Source organism: Streptomyces sp. NPDC004647, assembly GCF_040609575.1.
In the GTDB taxonomy this organism is placed as follows: Bacteria; Actinomycetota; Actinomycetes; order Streptomycetales; family Streptomycetaceae; genus Streptomyces.
Genome location: NZ_JBEXKU010000051.1, coordinates 34,840 through 56,389 on the forward strand (window position 1 = coordinate 34,840; position 21,550 = coordinate 56,389).

16 protein-coding genes are annotated in these 21,550 nt (G+C 72.5%); 5 read left to right on the top strand and 11 right to left on the bottom strand.

Annotated elements, in window-relative coordinates; all coding sequences use genetic code 11:
* Positions 1–35: 35 nt before the first annotated feature.
* The 5 genes from ABZW18_RS22295 to ABZW18_RS22315 all read right to left on the bottom strand — a co-directional run bounded on the left by ABZW18_RS22295 (position 36) and on the right by ABZW18_RS22315 (position 4,947).
* Complete coding sequence (locus tag ABZW18_RS22295; RefSeq protein WP_356189982.1) at positions 36–1,556, bottom strand: hypothetical protein; 1,521 nt, start codon at positions 1,554–1,556, stop codon at positions 36–38.
* A 221-nt stretch (positions 1,557–1,777) separates the two neighbouring features.
* Positions 1,778–2,422: a pyroglutamyl-peptidase I gene (pcp, locus tag ABZW18_RS22300; RefSeq protein WP_356189985.1), complete on the bottom strand. Its 645-nt coding sequence runs from the start codon at positions 2,420–2,422 to the stop codon at positions 1,778–1,780.
* 10 nt (positions 2,423–2,432) lie between these two features.
* Positions 2,433–3,401, bottom strand: a complete 969-nt coding sequence (locus ABZW18_RS22305) for a DUF979 domain-containing protein (RefSeq protein WP_356189988.1) — start codon at positions 3,399–3,401, stop codon at positions 2,433–2,435.
* A complete protein-coding gene (locus ABZW18_RS22310; protein ID WP_356189990.1) occupies positions 3,398–4,120 on the bottom strand; it encodes a DUF969 domain-containing protein in 723 nt (240 codons plus the stop codon). The genes ABZW18_RS22305 and ABZW18_RS22310 overlap by 4 nt, the downstream gene beginning before the upstream one ends.
* Positions 4,121–4,233: 113 nt before the next feature.
* Positions 4,234–4,947, bottom strand: a complete 714-nt coding sequence (locus ABZW18_RS22315; RefSeq protein ID WP_356189992.1) for a GntR family transcriptional regulator — start codon at positions 4,945–4,947, stop codon at positions 4,234–4,236.
* A 264-nt stretch (positions 4,948–5,211) separates the two neighbouring features.
* On the opposite strand from ABZW18_RS22315, the gene ABZW18_RS22320 reads away from it, so the two are divergent.
* From ABZW18_RS22320 to ABZW18_RS22330, 3 genes are read left to right on the top strand one after another with little or no spacing between them, the layout of a single operon-like run.
* Positions 5,212–5,976, top strand: a complete 765-nt coding sequence (locus ABZW18_RS22320; protein WP_356189995.1) for a 5-oxoprolinase subunit PxpA — start codon at positions 5,212–5,214, stop codon at positions 5,974–5,976.
* The gene (locus ABZW18_RS22325) at positions 5,973–6,593 is read left to right on the top strand and encodes an allophanate hydrolase subunit 1 (RefSeq protein ID WP_356189998.1); all 621 of its coding nucleotides are present in this window, start codon (positions 5,973–5,975) and stop codon (positions 6,591–6,593) included. The genes ABZW18_RS22320 and ABZW18_RS22325 overlap by 4 nt, the downstream gene beginning before the upstream one ends.
* Entirely contained in the window at positions 6,590–7,462 is an 873-nt protein-coding gene (locus tag ABZW18_RS22330; protein ID WP_356190001.1) for a biotin-dependent carboxyltransferase family protein, read from the top strand. The genes ABZW18_RS22325 and ABZW18_RS22330 overlap by 4 nt, the downstream gene beginning before the upstream one ends.
* Positions 7,463–7,480: 18 nt before the next feature.
* Here the strand turns inward: ABZW18_RS22330 and ABZW18_RS22335 are convergent, their stop codons facing one another.
* The 5 genes from ABZW18_RS22335 to ABZW18_RS22355 all read right to left on the bottom strand — a co-directional run bounded on the left by ABZW18_RS22335 (position 7,481) and on the right by ABZW18_RS22355 (position 16,669).
* Complete coding sequence (locus ABZW18_RS22335) at positions 7,481–11,086, bottom strand: hydantoinase B/oxoprolinase family protein (RefSeq protein ID WP_356190003.1); 3,606 nt, start codon at positions 11,084–11,086, stop codon at positions 7,481–7,483.
* 244 nt (positions 11,087–11,330) lie between these two features.
* Positions 11,331–12,281 (bottom strand): SGNH/GDSL hydrolase family protein, encoded by a 951-nt coding sequence (locus ABZW18_RS22340; RefSeq protein ID WP_356190005.1) that lies wholly within the window; start codon positions 12,279–12,281, stop codon positions 11,331–11,333.
* A gap of 233 nt (positions 12,282–12,514) precedes the next feature.
* Positions 12,515–13,795 carry a glycosyltransferase gene (locus ABZW18_RS22345; RefSeq protein WP_356190007.1) on the bottom strand — a complete coding sequence of 427 codons (1,281 nt, stop codon included), beginning with the start codon at positions 13,793–13,795 and terminating at the stop codon, positions 12,515–12,517.
* Positions 13,792–14,928, bottom strand: coding sequence for a glycosyltransferase family 1 protein (locus ABZW18_RS22350; RefSeq protein WP_356190009.1), 1,137 nt, complete (start codon positions 14,926–14,928; stop codon positions 13,792–13,794). The genes ABZW18_RS22345 and ABZW18_RS22350 overlap by 4 nt, the downstream gene beginning before the upstream one ends.
* A gap of 313 nt (positions 14,929–15,241) precedes the next feature.
* On the bottom strand, positions 15,242–16,669 hold the full coding sequence (locus ABZW18_RS22355) for a HEAT repeat domain-containing protein (RefSeq protein WP_356190011.1): 1,428 nt from the start codon (positions 16,667–16,669) through the stop codon (positions 15,242–15,244).
* Between the two features lie 330 nt (positions 16,670–16,999).
* Between ABZW18_RS22355 and ABZW18_RS22360 the strand changes: the two genes are divergently transcribed.
* The gene (locus ABZW18_RS22360; protein ID WP_356190013.1) at positions 17,000–18,487 is read left to right on the top strand and encodes a SpoIIE family protein phosphatase; all 1,488 of its coding nucleotides are present in this window, start codon (positions 17,000–17,002) and stop codon (positions 18,485–18,487) included.
* A 192-nt stretch (positions 18,488–18,679) separates the two neighbouring features.
* On the opposite strand, the gene ABZW18_RS22365 is transcribed toward ABZW18_RS22360, so the two are convergent.
* Positions 18,680–20,152 (bottom strand): hypothetical protein, encoded by a 1,473-nt coding sequence (locus ABZW18_RS22365; protein WP_356190015.1) that lies wholly within the window; start codon positions 20,150–20,152, stop codon positions 18,680–18,682.
* Positions 20,153–20,386: 234 nt separating this feature from the next.
* On the opposite strand from ABZW18_RS22365, the gene ABZW18_RS22370 reads away from it, so the two are divergent.
* Entirely contained in the window at positions 20,387–21,514 is a 1,128-nt protein-coding gene (locus ABZW18_RS22370; RefSeq protein ID WP_356190017.1) for an aminoglycoside phosphotransferase family protein, read from the top strand.
* Positions 21,515–21,550: the final 36 nt, after the last annotated feature.

The following is a 21,550-nucleotide window of genomic DNA, read 5'->3' on the forward strand; positions in this document are numbered from 1 at the left end:
GACGCGACCCGCGGATTCTCGGCACGCCGTACGCACTAGGCGGCCTCCGATCGGTCCGCCGCCATGCCCGCCGCGTCCAGGAGGGCCGTGCCGACGATGAGGTCGGCGCCGCCGAACTCCGGGTCGTCCAGCTCCGTGCCGTCGTCCACCGCGAACAACAGCCTTCGCTCGCCCTGCCGGTAGGCCGTACCGACCGGCGGGCTGGCGGCGTGCACCGCGAGCAGCGCGACCAGGTAGGGGAGTTCGGGGTCCCGGCGGCGGGCCTCGGCGAGCAGCCCCGACAGCCGGCGCGGGGCGTCGGGGGCGAGGTCGAGCAGCTCCATGGCGGAGGCCAGCTGCTCCTCGCTGAACCGGCTGTCGTCGGGGGTGGCGACGAGATCCGGCTCGGGCATCTCCGCGCCGAGGTGCTCGCGCTCGACGGGCGGCGTGAGGAGAAGGTCCACCAGGTCCCCGACCCGGACCGCGGACGGGGTGCGCAGCCCGGTCCCCCGGGCGAAGAAGGCGTCGGTGACCCGGATCGCCTGCTCGACCGGCAGCGGCAGTACGGGGGCGACGAGCTGACCGTAGAGGTCGAGGCCGGAGCGGGAGGCGGGGGCGGCGAACGCCTGCCGGTCCTGCTCGGCCCGGAACAGCGGACCCGCCTCCAGCAGCCGGGACTGCAGCTGTGTGTGGCGCCGGATGCAGTCCTTGACGATGTCGACGAGCTCGGCGGCGCGCCGCTTGTGCTCGGCCTCCTCGGCCTCGTCGCGGGCGCGGCGGATGTTCGTCAGGATCGCGTTCTCGTGCCGGTAGCGGTCCGCGACGTGGTCGAGTGCCTCGGCGATCATGTCCGGTACGGTGAGCAGCCAATCCACGGCGCGGACGTTGCGCCGGGTCGCGTCGAGGGTCCTGCGCAGGGTCTCCGCGTACTGGACCGTGCGGTAGCGGGCCTGTTCGGCGGCGAGCTGTGCGTCGGCCAGCCGTCCGCGGCTGATGAGTACCTCGAGCTTCACCTCGGCGGCGATCTGCGCGCTGGTCACATCGGTGTCGAGGGCGCCGACCAGGACGTTGACCGCCTCGTCGGTGGTCCGCAGATAGACGCTGCCGCCGTGGCCGGGTACCTCTTCGATCAGCTTGAAGTCGTAGTCGCGCCGGACGTACGCACCGTCCGGGCCGAACGTGCCGTAGACGGCGCGGAATCCGCGGTCCACGCTGCCGACATTGATCAGATTCTCCAGCACCCAGCGGGCCACCCGCTCGTGCTCGGCCACGGGCCGCCCCGGCGCCTGTGCCGCGACGCGCGGCAGCAGTCTGGCCACTATCTGCTCGTGGTCGGCGCCGGTGTCGAAGTCCATGTTGAGCGTGACCAGGTCGATGGCGGCGAGCGCCACCTCGGCCATCGCGTAGACCGTGTACTCGCCCGCGAGGTTGGCCTTGCGCACGTCCAGGTCGTGCAGCGGTGCGGTGCAGGCGAGCGCGCGCAGCCGCCGGGCCAGGCCTTCGTCGGCGGCCGGGCCCGGGGCCGGCCGCGCCGGCCCGCTGAACTGGGGCGGAACGGCGGCTGCTGGAGATGTCACGACGCACAGATTAGGTGGTCGCACCGACAACGGACGAAACGGCGCGGATCCGGGATCCGCGTCCTCGGTCCGCGCCCTCCTGCACGGTCCACGCCTGCCGGGCACAGCCGGTGGCCGCCGGCGCACGCCGTCCGTACGACGGGCTGCCCAGCGGGGCGGCAGGGGGTGCGGCGGGAGTGCGGGGCAGGACGGCACCCTGTCCCCCATCCCGCCCGGAGCGGTCAATGCGTGGCTCCTCCGGGGATCCGCAGATCGGTCCCGACGCTCGCCGCGGTCGCGGCGATCGTCCGCAGGCCCAGGGCCACCGAGCTCACGGGCAGCGACGGCTCGGCCCGGTCCACCACCTGTTCAGGGGCGTACGGGATATGGACGAAACCCCCTCGGAGGGCGGGCTTCCGGGTGGCGATCAGATGCGCGAGCCCGTAGAAGACGTGATTGCACACAAACGTGCCGGCCGTCTGCGACACGGCGGCGGGCAGTCCGGCCGCACGGACCGCCGCGACGCACCGCTTGACGGGCAGCGTGGCGAAGTACGCGGCGGGGCCGCCCTCGACGACCGGTTCGTCCACCGGCTGCCGCCCGGCGTTGTCGGGTATACGGGCGTCGTCGACGTTGATCGCGACCCGTTCGACGGTGATGCCGGGGCGGCCCCCGGCCTGTCCCACGCACAGGACGAGGCCGGGGTCCGTACGGTCCACCGCCGCCCGCAGCTCCTCCAACGCCGTACCGAAGGCACAGCTCAGCCGTACGGCCGTCACCTGCACGCCGGACGGCGGGTCGGCGGCGACCAGAGAGACCGCCTCCCAGGACGGGTTGACGTCCTCGCCGCCGAAGGGTTCGAAACCGGTCAGGAGCACCCGGGTCACGGGCTCCTCCTCAGAAGGCGAAAAGCGAGATGATGGCGACATTGCAGACCAGCAGTGCGCCGGCCGTGGGGATCTGTGCCTTGATCGGCCCGTACTGGTCCTTGAGTTCGAGAAGCGCGGCGGGCACCAGGTTGAAGTTGGCGGCCATGGGCGTGACGAGGGTGCCGCAGAAGCCGGCCAGCATCCCGACGGCGAGTACGACGGCCGGGTCCCCGTTCATCTGCTGGATGAGGACGGGCCAGCCGATGGCGGCGGTCATCACCGGGAACGCCGCGAACGCATTGCCCATGACGACCGTGAACAGGGCCATTCCGACGCAGTAGACGGCCACGGCGACGTACTTCTGCCCGTCCGGCAGCAGTTGTTCGGTGATCCTGCCGACCTGCGTGCCGACTCCGGCGACCTGGAAGATCGAGCCGAGTACCGCCAGCAGTTGTGGCAGCAGCAGCGCCCAGCCCATCGCCTCCAGCAGACCGCGCCCGGCGTGCAGCGGCACGGCCGCATTCCGCTCGCGCACCACGAACATGGCCACCACAAGGCCGGCGATGGCGCCGATACCGAGGCCGAGAATGGTCTCGCTCTCCGGTTCCAGGACCGGTTCGCCCGCTATGTGCCAGTGCTTGACGAGGGAGGCGCAGATCACCGCGACAAGCGGGATGGTGAGCGCGGGGACGAAGAGCTTGCTGCCGAGCCGGGCTGCCGAAGCGGTGCGCTGCTCACCGGTCGTGGTGCGCGGGGCGCCGCGTCCGGTGAGCCCGAAGCCCGCCAGGCAGACCATGGCGAGGACGGCGATCCCCAGCGGTTCAGCCGGAGCCTTCTTGTCCACGACCCAGGTGCTGTAGCAGAAGCAGAGGCCCAACAGGCCCCAGAATCCTGCGGTCCCGTACCGTTTGGGATTGGTGCGGTCGGCCGCCATCTGCACGGCCATGGCGAGGAACACGGCGCCGACGAGCCAGTAGAACCACTCGGCCTTGATCACTTGGCCCCCTCCGGGGTGCGGCTGCCGGCGGCAGTGGACGGGGCGTTCGCGGCGGTGATTTCGCGTTCCAGGGTGCGGTCCAGGCGCAGCAGCCGGGCCCCGTGGATCAGGAAGGCGCACAGGGCGGTGGGGATCGCCCACAGCGCCAGGCTCAGCGGCTCCAGGTGGGCGCCGTAGGTGGTGTTGACGAATCCGGTGATCAGCAGGATCGAGCCGATCGCGAGGAAACAGTCCTCGCCGAAGAAGAGCCCGACCGTGTCGGCGCTCGAGGAGTACGAGCGGATGCGCTCCCGCGCCCGCTCGGGCAGCGGCCCGTGGCGCCGTTCCGCGGCTCCCTCGGCCATCGGCGCGACCATCGGGCGGACGCTCTGCGCGGGTCCGCCGATGCTGGTGAGTCCGAAGGCCGCGGTCAGTTGCCGGAGTCCCAGATAGAGCGTGAGGAACCGGCCGGTAGTGAGCTTGCCGAGCCTGGCGATCAGCGTACGGGCCTGTTCCTGCAGCCCGTTGCGCTCCAGCAGACCGATGACCGGAAGGGTGATGACGAAGATCGTCACCGCCCGGCTGGAGGCGAATCCGTCACCGAAGGCCGCGAGAACCTCGCGTGGCGAGAGCTTGCCCAGCAGCCCGGTGACGATGCCGGCGACCCCCACCACCAACAACGGGTTGCGCCGCGTGGCGAATCCGAGGATCACCACGAGGACGCCAAGGAGAACGATCATGCGTCCCGCCTTCCGCGCACTGGACCTCACGGGGACGTGAGGAGACTGCACGGGAGGCTAGAGGATCGTTCAACGATCCGACAAGAGGGTGGTCCTGTGGAAAATGCGCGCGGTCACGCCTCGGAAACGCGCTGGGAATAGGCCTGGGACAACTGCTGTCGCGAATCCTCCAGGTAGGTGGCGAGCAGCCGCTCCGCGTGCGTCACATCACCGGCTCGCAGTGCCGCGAGAATCTGCCGGTTCCTGGCCAGATACGGCTCGTGGAAACGCCGCGGGTCGTCCATCGCATGGAAGACCAGCCGGAGTTCGGCCAGCACCCCGCGCATCAGCTCATCGGTGCGCGGGCTCTCCGCGAGGGCGACGAGTGCCTGATGAAAGCGGATATTGGCGGTCGAAAGGTCCTGCCAGGCCTGGTCGCGGGCCGCCTGCTCCCCCGCCGCGAGCGCCGACTCGACCGCTTCCAGCCGGAACGGCGGCTCCCCGAGCCCGCGCACCGCCGCGCACTCCACCAGCGCTCGCACCCGGTAGATGTCGAGCAGATCCTCGACGGTCACCACACGCACGAAGACACCGCGGTTGAGTTCGTGTACCAGCAGCCGCTCATGGGTGAGCAGCCGGAACGCCTCACGGAGGGTGTTGCGCGACACGCCCAGCGCCCCTCCGATGCTCTCCTCGGACAGCCGGGTGCCGGGCGGGAAGTAACCCTCGGCGATGCGGTCCCGCAGGATCGCGGCGACCCGCTCCGCGGTACTCGTACGCCCCAGCAGCACCCGGTCGGTCTCCAGCCCGGATGCCTCCGCGAGCCGCCGGTCGTCCTCCTTGGCCACGCCGCACCTCCCCTTTCATCCTGATCAGCCACGTATGAACAGCAGGAGTCAATCCCAGAACCGAAGGCGAGACAACACACCTCTTGTCGGATCGTTCAACGATCCCTATCTTTGGCCGGAGTGGCCGGCCGGCCCGGCTGCCCTCAGGGGGAGTGTCTCTACGGATACGGGCCGGCCGGTTCATCACTGCTCGGTACCACCACCCCCGGCACAACCATCCGGCACAACCGGCCGGCGCGCCCGGTACTTCTGGAACGGACACATATGACCGACCCGGTGATCGATCTGAACGCCGACCTCGGTGAGGGATTCGGCCGCTGGAGTCTCACCGACGACGACAGCCTGCTCTCCGTCGTCACCAGTGCCAACGTCGCGTGCGGCTTCCACGCCGGGGACCCGAGCACCATGCGCAGGGTGTGCGCAATGGCCGCCGAGCGCGGCGTGGGCATCGGCGCCCAGGTCTCCTACCGCGACCTCGCGGGCTTCGGCCGGCGCCCGATGGAGGTGCCGCGCGAGGAGCTCGCGGACGAGGTCGCGTACCAGATCGGCGCCCTGGAGGCCTTCGCCCGTGCGGCGGGTGCGCGCGTCAGCTACGTCAAACCGCACGGCGCGCTGTACAACCGCGCCGCCGTCGACGAGGAGCAGGCGGCGGCGGTGGTCGACGGCATCCGGTTCGCCGGTGCGGACCTCCCCGTCCTGGGGCTCCCCGGCTCCCGGCTGCACGCCGCCGCCGAGAAGGCCGGACTGCCGGTCGTCTCCGAGGCGTTCGCCGACCGCGCCTACACCGCAGACGGCACCCTCGTCTCCCGGCGCCTGCCCGGCGCGGTCGTCAGCGACCCGGCGGAGGTGATCCGCCGCTCCGTACGGCTCGCCCTGGAGGGCGTGGTGACCGCGCTCGACGGCGAGCACGTCGGCGTCCGTGCGCGCTCCCTGTGCCTGCACGGCGACACGCCGGGGGCGGCCGAGCTGGCCCGCGCCGTTCGTACGGAGCTGGAGGCGGCCGGGGTACGGGTGGAGGCCTTCGTATGAGGGCGCTCCCGGTCGGCGGGCACGGGCTGCTCATCGAACTCGGCAGCGGCGAGGAGGCCGAGGCGCTCCACGCCGAGCTGCTGCGCCGCCGCGCCCGGAACGCGCTCCCGACCACCCGCGAGATCGTGCCCGCCGCCCGGACCGTTCTGATCAGCGGGCTCGACGATCCCCGCCGGTTCGCCGCCGAGTTGGTCCAGTGGCACATCCCGCCGCTCACCCGCGGCCGGGAGAAGGCCGTGGAGATCTCCGTGCGCTACGACGGCCCCGATCTCGCCGGAGTGGCGGCCAGCTGGGGCGTCACCGAGAGCGAGGCCGCCGGTATCCACTCCGGCACCGAATTCCGGGTGGCCTTCTGCGGATTCGCGCCCGGCTTCGGATACCTCACGGGTCTGCCCGCGGACCGCCACGTGCCCCGCCACGCCACACCGCGGACCAGGGTTCCGGCCGGTTCGATCGCCCTCGCCGGCCCGTACACCGGCATCTACCCGCGGTCCTCCCCCGGCGGCTGGCAGCTCATCGGGACGACGGACGCCGTCCTGTGGGACCCGGCGCGCGAGCCCGCCGCGCTCCTCGCACCGGGCACCCGGGTCCGCTTCGTACCGGAGGACACCGGATGACGGACCGGGAGCTGGAAGTCCTGCGCGCCGGCCCGCTGACGACCGTTCAGGACCTGGGCCGCTCCGGGCATGCGCATCTGGGGGTGGGGCGCGCCGGCGCGCTGGACCGCGGGGCGCACGGCCTGGCCAACCGGCTGGTCGGAAACCCCCCGGAGGCCGCCACGCTGGAAACCACCGTGAGCGGCTGCGCCGTACGGGTCCGCGGCACGGTCACGGTCGCGGTGACGGGTGCGCCGTGCCCGGTCACCGTCGACGACCGGCCCGTGGCGTGGGGAGCCGCCGTACGGGTTCCGGCCGGGGCGGTTCTCCAGGCCGGAGCGGCGACCCACGGGCTGCGCAGCTACCTGGCCTTCGCGGGCGGTATCGCCGTCGAACCCGTGCTCGGCAGCCGCTCGACCGATCTGCTCTCCGGCCTCGGTCCGGAACCGCTGGCCGTCGGCGCGGTGCTGCCGCTCGGCGAGGCGAACGGGCCGGTGACGACGGCGGACGCGGGCGCCCTTCCCTGGCAGGCTCCCCCGCGGGAACTCGTGCTGCCCGTACTCCTCGGACCGCGCGACGACTGGTTCACCCCCGCGGCGCTGCACACCCTCGCCACCGGCTGCTACCAGGTGTCGTCCGTCAGCAACCGCATCGGGCTGCGCACCGCGGGGCCGCCTCTCGAGCGCTCCAGGGACGGCGAACTCCCCAGCGAGGGCATGGTGCTGGGAGCGGTACAGGTGCCTCCGGACGGCCGCCCCGTGGTCTTCCTCGCCGATCACCCGACCACCGGCGGCTACCCGGTGGTCGGCGTGGTCCCGGAGGCCCGTCTGGACGCGGCGGCCCAGGCCGCACCGGGCACCCCGGTCCGCTTCGTACCGGTGCGCCGCTGAACGCCGGGGCCGGCGGCCTCACTTCCCCTCCGGGCCGCCGAACCCGCCGCCCCCCGGCGTCCGTACGACCAGCACGTCCCCGGGAGCGACGTCGGCCGTGTCGCAGCCGGCCAGCGGTGTGAGCGTCCCGTCCGCCCGCTCGACCGCGTTGGCACCGAGCGCGCCGGGCTCGCCGCCCGCCATGCCGTACGGGGCCACCCTCCGGTGCCCGGAGAGCAGCGCCACGGTCATCGGCTCGAGGAAGCGGATGCGGCGGGTGACCCCGCAGCCCCCGTGCCACCGGCCGCGCCCGCCGCTGCCCTGCCGTACGGAGAAGTCCTCCACCCGCACCGGATAGCGCCACTCCAGCACTTCGGGGTCGGTGAGCCGCGAGTTGGTCATATGGGTCTGGACGGCGTCGGCGCCGTCGAAGCCGTCACCGGCGCCCGAGCCGGAGGCCACCGTCTCGTAGTACTGCACACGGTCGTTGCCGAAGGTGACGTTGTTCATCGTCCCGGAGCCCTCGGCCTGGACCCCCAGCGCCGCGTAGAGCGCGCCCGTCACGGCCTGTGAGGTCTCGACATTGCCCGCGACGGTCGCGGCCGGGTAGGTCGGCGCGAGCATCGACCCCTCGGGAATCCGGACCTCCAGGGGCTTCAGGCAGCCGCTGTTGAGCGGGATGTCCCGGGCGACGAGTGTGCGGAAGACGTACAGCACCGCGGCCATCACCACCGAGCTCGGCGCGTTCGCGTTCCCCGGCTGCTGGTCGGAGGTCCCGGAGAAGTCCAGGACGGCGGTGCGGGCCGTACGGTCCACCCGCAGCGAGACCTGGATGACGGCGCCGCTGTCGGTCTCGTAGCGGTACGAGCCGTCCTCGAGCCCGGCGATGATGCGGCGCACGGACTCCTCCGCGTTGTCCTGCACATGCCCCATGTAGGCACGGACGACATCCATCCCGAACTGCTCGATCATGTTCCGCAGTTCGCGGATCCCCTTCTCGTTGGCGGCGATCTGGGCGCGCAGGTCGGCGAGGTTGGCGTCCGGGGCGCGGGAGGGGTACGGGCCGGACGTGAGCAGGTCGCGGGTCTCCTGCTCACGCAGCCTGCCGTCCCGTACCAGGAGCCAGTTGTCGAAGAGGATGCCCTCCTCGTGGATCGTCCGGCTCATGGCCGGCATAGAGCCGGGGGTGAGCCCGCCGATCTCGGCATGGTGGCCGCGCGAGGCGACGAGGAACAGCAGGTCCTCGCCCGCCGCGTCGAACACGGGGGTGACCACGGTGACGTCCGGCAGGTGAGTGCCGCCGTGGTAGGGGTCGTTGATGGCGTACACATCACCGGGCCGCAGTGCGCCCTCGTTGCGCCGCAGCACCTCCTTGATGGACTCGCCCATCGAGCCGAGGTGCACCGGGATGTGCGGGGCGTTGGCGATCAGGTTGCCGTCGGCGTCGAAGAGCGCGCAGGAGAAGTCGAGCCGCTCCTTGATGTTGACGGAGTGGGCGGTGTTCTCCAGCCGCAGGCCCATCTGCTCGGCGATGGACATGAAGAGGCTGTTGAAGACCTCGAGCATGACCGGGTCGACGTCGGTGCCGACCGCCACCGTGCCGGGCCGCGGCCGGACGCGGGTGAGCAGGAGGTGTGCCTGTTCGTCCACGGTGGCCTGCCAGTCGGGGTCGACCACGGTGGTGGCGTCGTCCTCGGCGATGATCGCGGGCCCCCGGAGGGTGTCCCCCACGGCCAGCCGGGCGCGCTCGTACAGCCCGGTGTCCTGCCACCGCCCCCCGGTGAACATCCGCGCCGTCGCGACCGCGCGCAGAGCGCCGTCCCGCGCGGGCCCGAGAGCGGTGTATCCGCTCGTTTCGCCGGCCGCGCCGACGGCCTCGACCGACACCGCCTCGGCGACGAGGGGTTTGTCCATGGTGAACGCGTACCGCTCGCGGTGTACCCGCACGAACTCCTCACTCATGGCGGCGGCGGTTCCCAGCGGGACGGGGATGCTGGAGTCGGTGCCCGCGTAGCGCAGGTGCACCTGGGCCGAGGTGCCCACCGTCTCCCCCGGCACGCCGTCCGCGAGCAGCTCGTCCCGGGTCTGCCGGGCCAGCCCGTCGCACACCTCGTGGATCCGCGGCATCGCCGCCTCGTCCAGCTCGGTCTCGACGGACTGCTCGCGCATGGCGGTCGCGTCGGCCACCCCGATGCCGTAGGCGGAGAGCACACCGGCGAGCGGCGGGACGATCACCGTGTCGACGCCGAGGGCGTCGGCCACCGCGCAGGCGTGCTGGCCGCCCGCGCCGCCGAAACTCGTCAGGGCATAGCGGGTGACATCACGGCCGCGCTGCACCGAGATCTTCTTGACGGCGTGTCCCATGTTGAGCACGGCGATCTCGAGGAAACCGGCGGCGACGTCCTCGGGGCTCCGCCGGTCCCCGACCACCCCGGCGATCTCCTCCGCGAGGTCGGTGAACTTCCGGCGGACGATTTCCGCGTCGAGCGGCTGGTCGCCGCCGGGCCCGAAGACGGCGGGGAAGTGTCCCGGCTGCACCCGGCCGAGCATCACGTTGGCGTCCGTCACGGTCAGCGGGCCGCCGCCCCGGTAACAGGCGGGGCCCGGTTCGGCTCCGGCCGAGTCGGGGCCCACCCGGTAGCGCCGCCCGTCGAAGTGCAGGACCGACCCGCCGCCCGCCGCGACGGTGTGGATGTTCATCATGGGAGCGCGCATCCGCACCCCGGCGACCTCGGTGCCGAAGACGCGCTCGAACTCCCCAGCGTAGTGCGACACATCGGTCGAGGTGCCGCCCATGTCGAAGCCGATGACACGGTCGTATCCAGCTTCGGACGCGGAGCGCGCCATACCGACGACGCCGCCGGCGGGGCCGGAGAGCACCGCGTCCTTGCCCCGGAAGTGGGTGGCCTCGCGCAGCCCGCCGTTGGACTGCATGAACAGCAGCCGGATGCCGCGCAGTTCGGTGGCGACGTCGTCGACGTAGCGACGCAGGATCGGGGAGAGATACGCGTCGACGACCGTGGTGTCGCCGCGGGAGACGATCCTCATCAGCGGGCTGACCTCGTGGGAGCAGCTGACCTGGGTGAAGCCGAGCTGCCGGGCCGCCTCGCCGACCGCCTGCTCGTGGGCGCGGTGGCGGTAGCCGTGCAGAAAGACCACAGCGGCGCTGCGGTAGCCGTCGTCGTACGCCTCGCGCAGGGCCGCGGCCGTGGCGCCGAGGCCCAGTGGCCGTACGACGACGCCGTGCGCGTCGACCCGCTCCGGGACCTCGATCACGCGGTCGTGGACGGCTTCGGGGAGCACGATCCGGCGGTCGAAGAGCCGCGGCCGGTTCTGGTACGCGATGCGCAGCGCGTCCCGGAAGCCCTCCGTGACGACCAGCACGGTGGGTTCACCCTTGCGTTCGAGAAGGGCGTTGGTGGCGACGGTGGTGCCCATCTTGACGACCGCGATCCGGTCCGCCGGGACCGGCTCCTCGGGGCCGAGTCCGAGCATGAGGCGGATCCCGGCGACCGCCGCGTCCCGGTACCGCGCCGGGTTGTGCGACAGCAGTTTGCGGGTGACGAGTCGGCCGTCGGGCCGCCGGCCCACGACATCGGTGAAGGTCCCGCCGCGGTCGATCCAGAACTCCCAGCGTCCTGTCATCCGGCCATTGTCGCAGCGCTTCCCGCGGATTTCCGTGGAGCGTTCTGCGGGGCACGCCGTCCGCTTCCTCTTCCCCCGCCCACGCCGCGCTACGGGCCGGCGACGGACCGGCGCCCCGGCAGTCGGCATACGGGCTGGGCTCCGTGAGCGGGCACAAGGCTGCCCACCGCTTCCGGCGGGCACGGTCGTACGCGGGCCGAGGAGTCCTGGTCCCTGACCGTTCACCGTGCTTGCCATGCCCCTGTCATACCAGGGAAGCATTCGCCCCTTCTTCCGGCTGGCCTCGCAGCGGCTGCGCTGGGGCGAGTGCCGCGAGGGCGTGCAGGGCGGCGCGGTGGGAGCGTAGATCGAGGACCGCGGTGCTGCCCACGAGGCGGTGCCTGCCCTCAGCGGCCGCCAGCCGCATCAGGTCGGGCAGCAGATCACGGCAGCGGGCCACCACCCACCGGGAGCCGCGCGTGGCCATCCACCAGGCCTGGGCGGCGGCGCCGGGTCCTGCGGTGTCCGTCCCGGCGGACGGCGGAGGCGCGGCGGTGAGTCCGGCCTCGGTGAGCAGGGCGTGGAATTCACGGGCCAGGATCCGGTGCCCGAGCTCGTTGGGGTGCAGCCGGTCGACGCTCCAGGCGGCTCGGTCGGCGACCCACGGGGGGTCGGCCGCGTGCAGATGCAGCGCCTCGTAGCGCTGGGAGAGGGCGTGCACCACGGTGTTGACCGCCCGCATACGCCGGGCGAGCGGGCGCCCCAGCAGCGCGGGCAGCCCGAGCATGCGGCCGGGGTCGGGCAGACAGGCAGTCAGCAGCACGGTGCCGTCCCGGTGGAGAGTGCCCAGGACGGTGTCGAGATTGCCGGTGATCCGGTCGATGTCGAACGTGTCGCGCAGTGTGTCGTTCACCCCGACAAGGACGGACGCGAGATGCGGCCGGTAGGCGCGGGCGAGCGGGAGTTGTTCCTGCGCGACGTCCCGGGTGAGGGCTCCGCTGCACGCCGTGTTGAACAGCTGCCCGCCCTCCTCGGAGAGGCCGGTGGAGAGCAGGGCGGCCCAGCCGCGCCAGCCGCCGGGGGCGGGGTCTCCGACACCCTCGGTGAGCGAGTCGCCCAGGGCGGCGTAGCGGACCGCCTGCGGGAGGCGTCCGGCGGCGGTACGGACAGCTGCGCCGTCCGCCGCCGCACGCGCGCGTGCGGCGGCCGCCTGCACACCAGGAACTGTCCCGTGGCCACCGGGACCGCAGGCACCGGTTCCCTCGTTCGGCGAATCACCGAAGAGTGAGTCCCCGAAAGGTGAGTCCCCGAAGGGTGAGTCCCCGGAGAAGGGATCGCGCGGCGGCTCCTGAGGAGCGCCTACCGTGTCCACGGAGCCAGGTACGCCGCGCCCTGCCCCGCGCCCGCCGGGAACGGGCACCTCATCACGGGTCCGAGCCGTCGGCGGCTTCACGCGGCGGCTCCCCCTGCTCCGGCACGGCCCTCGGTCGTGGCGCGTGGGGCCGGGACCCTGGCGGCGCCACGTACGACAGTGGTGCGGTCCTCCACCCTGGGTGCGACGTCCCCTTCGTTCTCGCGGGACACGGACGCGTCGGCGCCGTGCGCGGCGAGGAATGCCTCGACGGCCTCGGACCATCCGAAGCGTTCGGCGCGTGCGCGGGCCGCCGCCCGGCGGTCCTGTTCCGGGCGGGCGAGGAGCCGTTGCACCGCGTCGGCGAAGGCAGCTCCCTCGCCGGGTGCGACGGCGCCGCCGGTGCCGACGATCGCGGGCAGGGCGGAACCCGCGTTGGCGACGACCGGCGTCCCACAGGCCATCGCTTCCAGGGCGGCGAGACCGAAGGTCTCCACCGGTCCCGGGGCGAGGCAGATATCCGCCGTGGCCTGGTGTGCCGCCACGTCGGCGAGTTCCGCTACATGACCGAGGAAGGTCACCGGCAGGCGCTCCGCACGCGCGCGTTCGGCCAGCCGCGCCCGCAGCGGACCGTCCCCGGCGACCACCAGTACGGCCCGGACCCCGCGTCTGCGCAGAACGGCGAGCGCGTCCAGCGCCGTACCGGGCCCCTTCTCGACCGACAGCCGGGAGCAGAGCACGAGCAGCACGTCGCCGGGGGCGGCGTACAGGTCGCGCAAGGAGGCGCTGCGCCGCTCCGGGGAGCGGCCGTCGAGGTCGACACCGAGAGGGGCGCGCACGATATTGCGCGCGCCGATCCTGGTGAATTCGCGCTCCGCCCACGCGGTGGTGCACACGACGCGCGAATAGGCCCGGGCGGTACGCCGGTTGAGGCGGTCCGCCGCCTGCCGTGCGGCGCCCTCCGGGACCCCCCACGTGCCCAGGACACCGTCGACGGACTCGTGGGAGACCATCAGGGCGGGTACGCGGACACGCCGCGCCCACTCCCCCGTCCAGCGCAGGGTGGTGCGGTCGGACACCTCCAGCCGGTCGGGGGCGAGCCCTTCCAGCAGCCGGGCCAGCCTCCGGCGGTCGGTCAGCACGCGATACCCGCCGGAGCCGGGGACGAGCGGGCCCGGCAGGGTGATCACCCGCCCCTGGGCGGTGAGTTCGTCCCGTTCCCGCTCGCCGGGTATGACGAGAACGGGTTCATGCCCGGCGGCACGGTAGCCCGCACCGAGTTCACGCAGGGCGGTACGGAGTCCGCCCGAGGCGGGTGTGACGAAGTTGGCGAGCCGGACGATACGCAGCGAGCCTCTCCGGGTCATCGGACCGGTCATGCCGCCACCGCCGTACGTTCGCTGAGCACCTCGGCGTAGTGCTCCAGGAGCCGGTCACCGATGGCCTCCCAGGTCCGCCCTTCCACGGCCGCGCGCCCGGCCAGTCCGTACTCCGCCCTGAGGGCCGGGTCGGCCACCAGGGAGCGCACGGCGTCCCGTACGGCGCCCGCGTCACCCGGCGCGACCAGCAGGCCCGTACGCCCGTGGTCGACCAGATCGAGCGGTCCGCCGGCTGCCGGTGCGACGACCGGCACACCGCTGGCCATCGCCTCCTGCACGGTCTGGCAGAAGGTCTCGTACGGCCCGGTGTGCACGAAGACGTCCAGCGAGGCGAAGATCCGCGCGAGTTCGTCTCCGGTGCGGCGTCCCATGAAGTGCGCGCCCGGCAGGGAGCTGTGGAGTCCGGGGGCGCTGGGGCCGTCTCCGACGACGACCAGCCGGACCCCCGGGAGTGCCCCGGCCTCGGCCAGCAGGTCGAGGTGCTTCTCCGGGGCCAGCCGGCCTATGTAGCCGACGAGCTGTTCACCGCCCGGGGCGAGCGAGCGGCGCAGCTCCGGGTCGCGCAGTGCCGGATCGAAGCGCTCGGTGTCCACTCCGCGCGGCCAGAGGCGGACCCGCGGCACCCCGTGCTCCAGCAGGTCGCGGACGGCGGAGGAGGAGGGGGCGAGGGTGCGGTCCGCGGCGCTGTGGACGGTGCGGATCCGCCGCCAGGCAGCGCCCTCGCCCGCGCCCACATAGGTGCGGGCATAGCCGCCGATGTCGGTCTGGTAGACGGCTACGGCGGGGATGTCGAGCTTGGCGGCGGCCGCCATACCGCGCACCCCGAGGACGAAGGGGCTGGCGAGGTGGACGACGTCGGCGCGGTGCGCCGCCAGCGCGGCGGCGAGCCTCCGGCTGGGCAGTGCCACCCGCACCTGCGGGTAGCCGGGGAGCGGGAGCGAGGGCACCCGGACGACGGGGCAGGGGTCGATGGACAGGCCATCGGGTCCGGTGGGGGCCTCGTGCGGCCCTGCCGGAGCGATCACCAGGGGGTCATGGCCGCGCCGGACGAGGTGCCGGGCGGTTTGCAGGGCGCAGTGGGCCACGCCGTTGACATCGGGTGGGAAGGACTCGGTGACGATGACGACACGCATACCCGAGTTGTCGACGCCCGGGACGTTTCCCCGGCCACGTGGATCTTTCCGCCGGGGGAACGTCCCATGAGCGTTTGACCGTTCGATGGCAGGAAGCATGGCCGAAGTGGGCGGATGAGCGGTGACGAAGGCCCATTTCTCCTACCGCTGCACCTGCCGCAAAGCCCGCCGCGCATCCTCCCGTGCACCGTACGACGTACGGCGCAGCGCGAGCCGGATCGCCGGAGGGAGCCCGGAGCAGCGCCACGGGCCGGGCTGCGAGGGGGAGGAAGGAAACAGGCCGCAGGGCCCAGCGCGGAGTGCCGCGGCCGCGTCAGACCGCGGGCATATCCGGCCCGATCCGGCTGCGGACGGCCGTCTGGACCTCCGCCTCCTCCGCGGGATCCGCGGCGAGCCGTCGCAGCTGCTCGACGACGCGGGTGTCCCCGATCGCCGCGTGCCGGGCGGCCAGCTCGCGCGTGCTCTCCTCGCAGTCCCACAGGCACTCGACGGCGAATCCGGCGGCGAAGCCGGGGTCGGTGGCGGCCAGAGCACGGGCCGCCCTGCCGCGCAGATGCGACGAGGAGGTCTCGCGGTAGATATGGCGGAGTACAGGCGCAGCGCAGGCGATCGACAGCCGGCCCGTGCCGTCGACGAGCGACCACAGCTCGCCGGCGTCCGCACCCTCGGTCCGTACGGTCCTGCGCAGCGCGGCGAGCACGCGTTCGGAGTCGCCGCGGCCACCCCGGCAGGCGAGCATGCCGGCGGCCGCCGTACCCACGGCGTCGGTGCGGTGCGCCCAGCCACGAGCGCGCTCCAGCGCGGCCATACTGCGCATGCGTTCGAAGGAGGCGATGGCGGCTTCGGCGACGACGGAGGACGGACTCGCCGCGGCGGCGTCCAGCAGGTCGAACGCCTCCGGATCCTGCTGTTCGGCCAGGAAGCGCAGTGCGGTGCAGCGGGCGCCGTCCGGCCCCCCGACGGCCGCGGCGACAATCTCCGGGCGGTCCTCGGGTCCCGCCACTGCGGTGAGACAGCGGGCCGCAGCGGCATGACGGGGCTGGGAGGGGTGCTGGTCGAGGCCCTGCTGTGCCCAGTCGAGGACCTCCCGGACGCTCCAGCCCGGCCGCGGCCCGGTGGGCCGGAGCTGGCGCTGCCAGCGGTCGAAGCAGCCCTGTTCCCGTGCGGCCCGCAGCCGGGCGGCGCAGGCCGGATCCTCCGTACTGTCGGCCCACAGCCGCCACGGGCGGGGTTCGAAGGCGTCCCGTACGGCGGCTGCCAGCTCGGCCTCGCCCTCGGGCGTGCGCGGGAATCTGGCGAGCACGGGGCCACCGAGGGCCCGCAGCGCCGCATCGTCGTCGCGGAGGGCGAGCTCGTCGAGCGCCCAGGTCCAGTTGCCGCCGGCGGCTGCGTAGCGGCGGAGAAGCTGCAGGGCGTCCTCGCGGCCGTAGGAGGCGAGGTGGCCGAGGACGGCCAGCGCGAGGCCGGTGCGCTCCTCCGCGGTGTCGATCAGGTCACCGGGGTGGAAGAGATGCTGTTCGATTTCGTCGAGTCCGCCGTCGAGCTCGAGGTGGAGCCGCGCGTAATAGAGGGAGCGGTTCTCGATCTGCCAGTCGTGCCGGGGGTCGTGCAGCACACAGTGGTGCAGCGCGGCAAGCGCCTCGGCGCGCGGCGCCGCGAGTGCGTGCAGGGTCCCGTCGCCGCGGCCTCGCTGGAGGAGGCCGAGCAGGGTGCCGCTGGGCGCTATGTCTGGATCGAACATGAGGTCAGCATCCGGTGCGGTGGGTTCGCTGGCAACGGGATTTCCGCTGACCGGCATCCTTGCCGGTGTCCACGGGGTCCACTCCTGGCGAACGGTGTGGGATTCCGTTGCCTTGCGCGCCGCAGCCTACCCGGACCGCGGCATTCCGCCGAGTCCGGGCCGCAGCAGCCCCGGGCGCCCCCGCGAGGGCCCCCAGGAGGGCCTGAGGCATATGCCAGAAGCACCGCCGAATCGGGTGTTGCCAAATCCCTTACGGGTCATCGCTCCCTGTGCAACAGTCGTAACCGGCCCCTTCCGTCAGAACTGGCCGCGCCTGTATCGGAGTACGTGATGCCGTCCCACACGTTTGCGGACCGTTCCGCCGCCCAGCCGCCCGAGCGCGGAGCGGTCGACGCACTGATCTCGCAGACCCGGCGATTGCGCGGCGGGGTCGACGCCGTACGGCGCGATGCCGTGTCGGACCAGGACGATCCACAGATCCGCTGGCAGCGTGCGCTCTGCGATCTCGCGGTCCACCAGCTCGACGATCTGGGGCAGCAGCTCGGCCAGCTGCGCGAGGGCCTGCCTCCCAACCTCGAGCCCGCGACCACGTCTCCCACCACCGCATCCGCGGGCACGGGGCTGTCCCTACCGCTGCCGCCGCCCGAAACCCGGCGGAGCGCGCCCGTGGGCCGCGTCGGAAGCGCCGAGTGGAATCTCCTCACCGACGAGGTCGACTGGTCCGACGAGCTGTTCCGGATCTTCGGCCGGTCCCCCGAGGACGGCCCCCTCTCCCTTGACGAGCTGCCCTCCTGGCTGTCCTCCGAGGACCAGCCGCTGCTGACCGCGATGGTCACCGACTGTCTGGTGGACGGCAGGCCGATCGACGGGGAATTCCGCATCGTACGAGCCGACGGCACGGTGCGGACACTGCACATGATGGGCGAGCCGGTGCTCGACGCCGACGGCTGCACGGCCTCGATGTGGGCTGTACTGCGGGACGTCAGCGAGCTGCGGCGCAGCCAGCGGGCTGTACGCGAGACCCGTGACTCGCTGCAGCGCCAACGGCATATCGCGCAGACCGAGCGCCGGGTTGCGGTCGAGCTGCAGGAAGCCGTGCTGCCGCCATGGCGCGGCTCCCTGCGCCTCCCGCACGGCGGTCCGGACTCCCTCGACCTCGCCGCGCACTATCTGCCCTCCGCCAGCAGCACCCTCATCGGTGGTGACTGGTACGACGCGCTCCCGCTGCCCGACGGGCAGACGCTGCTCAGCGTCGGCGACCTCACCGGGCACGGCGTGACCGCAACCTCCGGCATGGCCATGCTGCTCGGTGCGCTGCGCGGCATGGCGGTCACCGGGGCGGAGCCCGGGGCGCTGATGGGCTGGCTCAACCAGCTGCTCGACGCCTCCTCCCAGCCCGCCCTCGGCAGCGCCGTCTGCTGCCGGTACGACGCCCGTCGCCGGACGTTGGTCTGGTCGCAGGCAGGACACCCCGCCCCGCTGCTGTTCCGCAACGGGACGGGGTGCGCGCTCCGGTCCCCCGAGGGCGTACTGCTCGGCGCGACCTCGGGCGCCGTGTACGGACAGGCCGAGGAGCAGTTGGAGCCCGGTGACCTGCTGGTGCTGCACACCGACGGTCTCTCACCACGCGTCACCGGCGTCCACGACACCGACCCGGAAGATCGCTCCACAGGGGCCCAGCGGGTGCTGGACCTCGCGCCGCGGCTGTCGGCGGCCCGCAGCGCGCAGGAGTGCGTACGGATCGTGGTCGAGGAGTTGGGTGACGCCGAGCGCGAGGACGACGCCTGTGTGCTGGTCGCCCGGATCGGCTCTTCATGATGCTCCGGCCGACGGATTGCCGACCGGTTGAGTACCAACCGGTTGAGCGCCTCCCAGTTGAGTGCCTCGGCCCGACGAGTCTGTCGGCTCGTCGAGTCTGCCGGAGGGTATGCCTGTAGGCGACCCCCGGTGACCGGTCAACCGGGTTCAGTCGTTCGGTGCAGTCGCTGTTGGTCGAACGGATGCCGTGGGTTACACGGATGCGTTCCTGCCCTTGGCCATCCCCTTCGGCAGCGCCCGCTGGATCTCTTGCCTGAGGTCCTCGATGCGGGCGTAGCCGGAGAATTGACCCGTCAGCCGGTACATCTCGCGCAGCCGGTCCCAGGTGCGATGCGAGGAGGTTTCCCCGATCGACACCAATGCCAGCCTGGCGTACCGGTCGGCCTGCTCCGGGTCGTCGGCGATGAAGCAGGCCGAGGCCAGGGAGATGTAGTCGAAGATCTGCGAACGCTGGCGGCCGCCCTCGCGCAGCCGCAGGGCCTCCTTGGCATGCCGCTGGGCCGTGACGGCGGCCGATGGCTCGTGCTCCGCGAGCGTACGGAAGGCGAGAGCCTGCATACCGTGCAGATCCGCCTCGTCGAACATCTGCATCCAACTCGGCGGCGGGACATCGCCCTTGTCCGAGGCGAAGAGTTCCTCCGCCTCACCCAGCGTGCGCCGCATGGCCTGGCCGCGCCCCATCGACGCCTGCGCCCAGGCCTCGATGGTGTACAGCATGGCGCGGGTTCTGGGCAGGGTCTCCTCGCCCGAGCCGGACTTGGCCAGTTTCATCAGGTCCAGGGCGTCGTCGGGCCGGCCGAGGTGCACCATCTGACGGGCGGCCCGGGACAGGGCCTCGCCCGCCCGCGGCCGGTCGCCGCCCTCCCTCGCGGCGTGCGCCGCGATCACGAAGTACTTCTGGGCGGTGGGCTCCAGGCCCACGTCGTGGGACATCCAGCCGGCGAGTACGGCGAGATTGGCCGCGACCCCCCACAGCCTGCGCTGGAGGTGGTCGGGGTGATGGTAGGCGAGCATGCCGCCCACCTCATTGAGCTGGCCCACCACCGCCTTGCGCTGCAGCCCGCCGCCGCGGGCCGCGTCCCAGGCGCGGAAGACCTCGACCGAGCGCTCGAGGGCCTCGATCTCCTGCGACCCGACAGGGGCCGCCTCGTAACGGTCGAAGGTGGCGGAGTCGGCGGCGAGCGGATCGCCGGTACGGGGACCGTCGGCCGCGAGGGCCGGGTCGGTGTGCAGCCAGTCGTGCATGGCGCCGGTGAGTGCTGAGCCTGCGGCGAGCGCGGCGCCCGCGCCCACCAAGCCGCGTCGGTTGAACATGAGGTCCATTCCCGTGAATTCGGTGAGGACCATGGCAGTCCGTTCGGGCGCCCAGGGCAGTCCGTCAGCGGACTGCCGTAATCCCGCGCGCCCGTGCCGGCCGAACCCGAGGTCCTCGATGGTCACGACACGACCGAGTCGCTCGGTGAACAGGGAAGCCAGTACCTTGGGCACGGGATCGCGCGGCACTTCACCGGTGTCGATCCAACGCCGCACCCGGGAGGTGTCGGTCGCCAGCTGCAGGTGCCCCATGGCCGCCGCATGCCGGTTGACCAGCCTCGCGAGCTCTCCCTTGGACCAGCCGGCGAGGCCGAACAGATCCGCGAGTCGGGTGTTGGGTTCCTTGGTCACGTCAAGCCCCCAGGTTCCTCGGCTGAGTTGACAGTAACGGCCCGTCATGAGCCAGGCGACTATTCGCCAGGGTTCGCCAGGGTGCGCCAGATGGTGTGCCACCCGTAGGGCGGTGTCCTGTAGGAACGCGCCTCCCCGACCCGGAGGTCGGACCGCATTCCCCAGGGTGCGGGCCGTCCTCCGGCGCCGGGGGCGCGCTCAACTCGTCGGCACACGAAGGGATCTGTTTCGCCCATGTACGCAGCATCGTCCTCCGTGTCCGCCCCGCCCCGGCCGCACCGCCCGCAACAGCCGGGCGGAGGGCCGTATCTCGACCCCAACCCCGCAGCGCAGGCGGTGTACGGCGGCGGACGTACTCGGCGGGCGCCCGGGCTCGGCCCCCAACCCCTCAGCGGGAGAATCGACTTGTCCGGCCCCCAGGGGGCGCAGCTGCGCGCCGTGATCGCGTCCGTACACCGGATCTGTCCGGAGTTCAGCCCCGTGCAGGTGCTCCGGCGCAGCGGCCGCTCCGTGCTGCTCGTCGGCACCACCGGCCGCAGTACCGCCGTCGCCAAGTGCTTACTGGACCACTCCCCCGCCTGGTCCGAACGGTTCAGGCACGAAATAGCTGCTTACCGCGCGTTCGTCCGGCACCGCCCGCCTGTGCGGGTGCCCCGGTTGATCGCCGCGGATCCGGACGCCTGCACGCTGGTGATCGAGCGGATGCCCGGGCGGGTGGCTTCGCTGCAGCGGCATCCGGTCGAAGCCCCGCCGCGGACGGACGTACGGGCTGCACTGGGCGCGATCTGCCGGGTGAACCTCTGGAAGCCGCCCGCCGGAATGTTCGACGCCCCGATGGACTACGCCAGCCGTATCGCGCGCTACCACGAGCTGGGGCTGCTCACCGACCGTGACATGGGCGATCTGCAGAAGCTGCTGCACGGACTGGCGCACGCACCCGGCAAGCAGGGGCAGGCGCAGTTCTGCCACGGCGACGCGCAGCTGTCCAACATCCTGCTCTCGCCTGCGGGCGCGGTTCTCGTGGACTGGGAGCACGCCGGCTGGTATCTGCCGGGCTATGACCTGGCGACGCTGTGGTCGGTTCTCGGGGACGCCCCGGTCGCCCGCCGCCAGATCAGCCAGCTCGCCCAGGTCGCGGGCCCCGCGGCGCGGGACGCCTTCCTGGTCAACCTGATGTTGGTGCTGACCCGGGAGATCCGCACCTACGAGACGGCGGTGCAGCGGACGATGCACGACCCCGCTCCGGCGGCCCCGGCCGCGCCTGGATCGTCGGGCGAGGAGCAGCGACTGCTGCTGCGCCGGCTGCACGACGACTGCGCGATGGCCCGCCGGGCCGTACGGGCTGCCGTCGGCACACGCTGACGGGGGACAGCACAGAGAGGCGCGCCCGGTTCGCCG

Excerpts from the sequence above, each read along its gene's own strand:
- ABZW18_RS22325 (WP_356189998.1), top strand. The coding sequence starts at position 5,973 with ATGAGGGCGCTCCCGGTCGGCGGGCACGGGCTGCTCATCGAACTCGGC.
- ABZW18_RS22335 (WP_356190003.1), bottom strand. The coding sequence starts at position 11,086 with ATGACAGGACGCTGGGAGTTCTGGATCGACCGCGGCGGGACCTTCACC.
- ABZW18_RS22355 (WP_356190011.1), bottom strand. The coding sequence starts at position 16,669 with ATGTTCGATCCAGACATAGCGCCCAGCGGCACCCTGCTCGGCCTCCTC.
- ABZW18_RS22360 (WP_356190013.1), top strand. The coding sequence starts at position 17,000 with ATGCCGTCCCACACGTTTGCGGACCGTTCCGCCGCCCAGCCGCCCGAG.
- ABZW18_RS22330 (WP_356190001.1), top strand. The coding sequence starts at position 6,590 with ATGACGGACCGGGAGCTGGAAGTCCTGCGCGCCGGCCCGCTGACGACC.
- ABZW18_RS22350 (WP_356190009.1), bottom strand. The coding sequence starts at position 14,928 with ATGCGTGTCGTCATCGTCACCGAGTCCTTCCCACCCGATGTCAACGGC.
- ABZW18_RS22345 (WP_356190007.1), bottom strand. The coding sequence starts at position 13,795 with ATGACCGGTCCGATGACCCGGAGAGGCTCGCTGCGTATCGTCCGGCTC.
- ABZW18_RS22310 (WP_356189990.1), bottom strand. The coding sequence starts at position 4,120 with ATGATCGTTCTCCTTGGCGTCCTCGTGGTGATCCTCGGATTCGCCACG.
- ABZW18_RS22320 (WP_356189995.1), top strand. The coding sequence starts at position 5,212 with ATGACCGACCCGGTGATCGATCTGAACGCCGACCTCGGTGAGGGATTC.
- ABZW18_RS22370 (WP_356190017.1), top strand. The coding sequence starts at position 20,387 with ATGTACGCAGCATCGTCCTCCGTGTCCGCCCCGCCCCGGCCGCACCGC.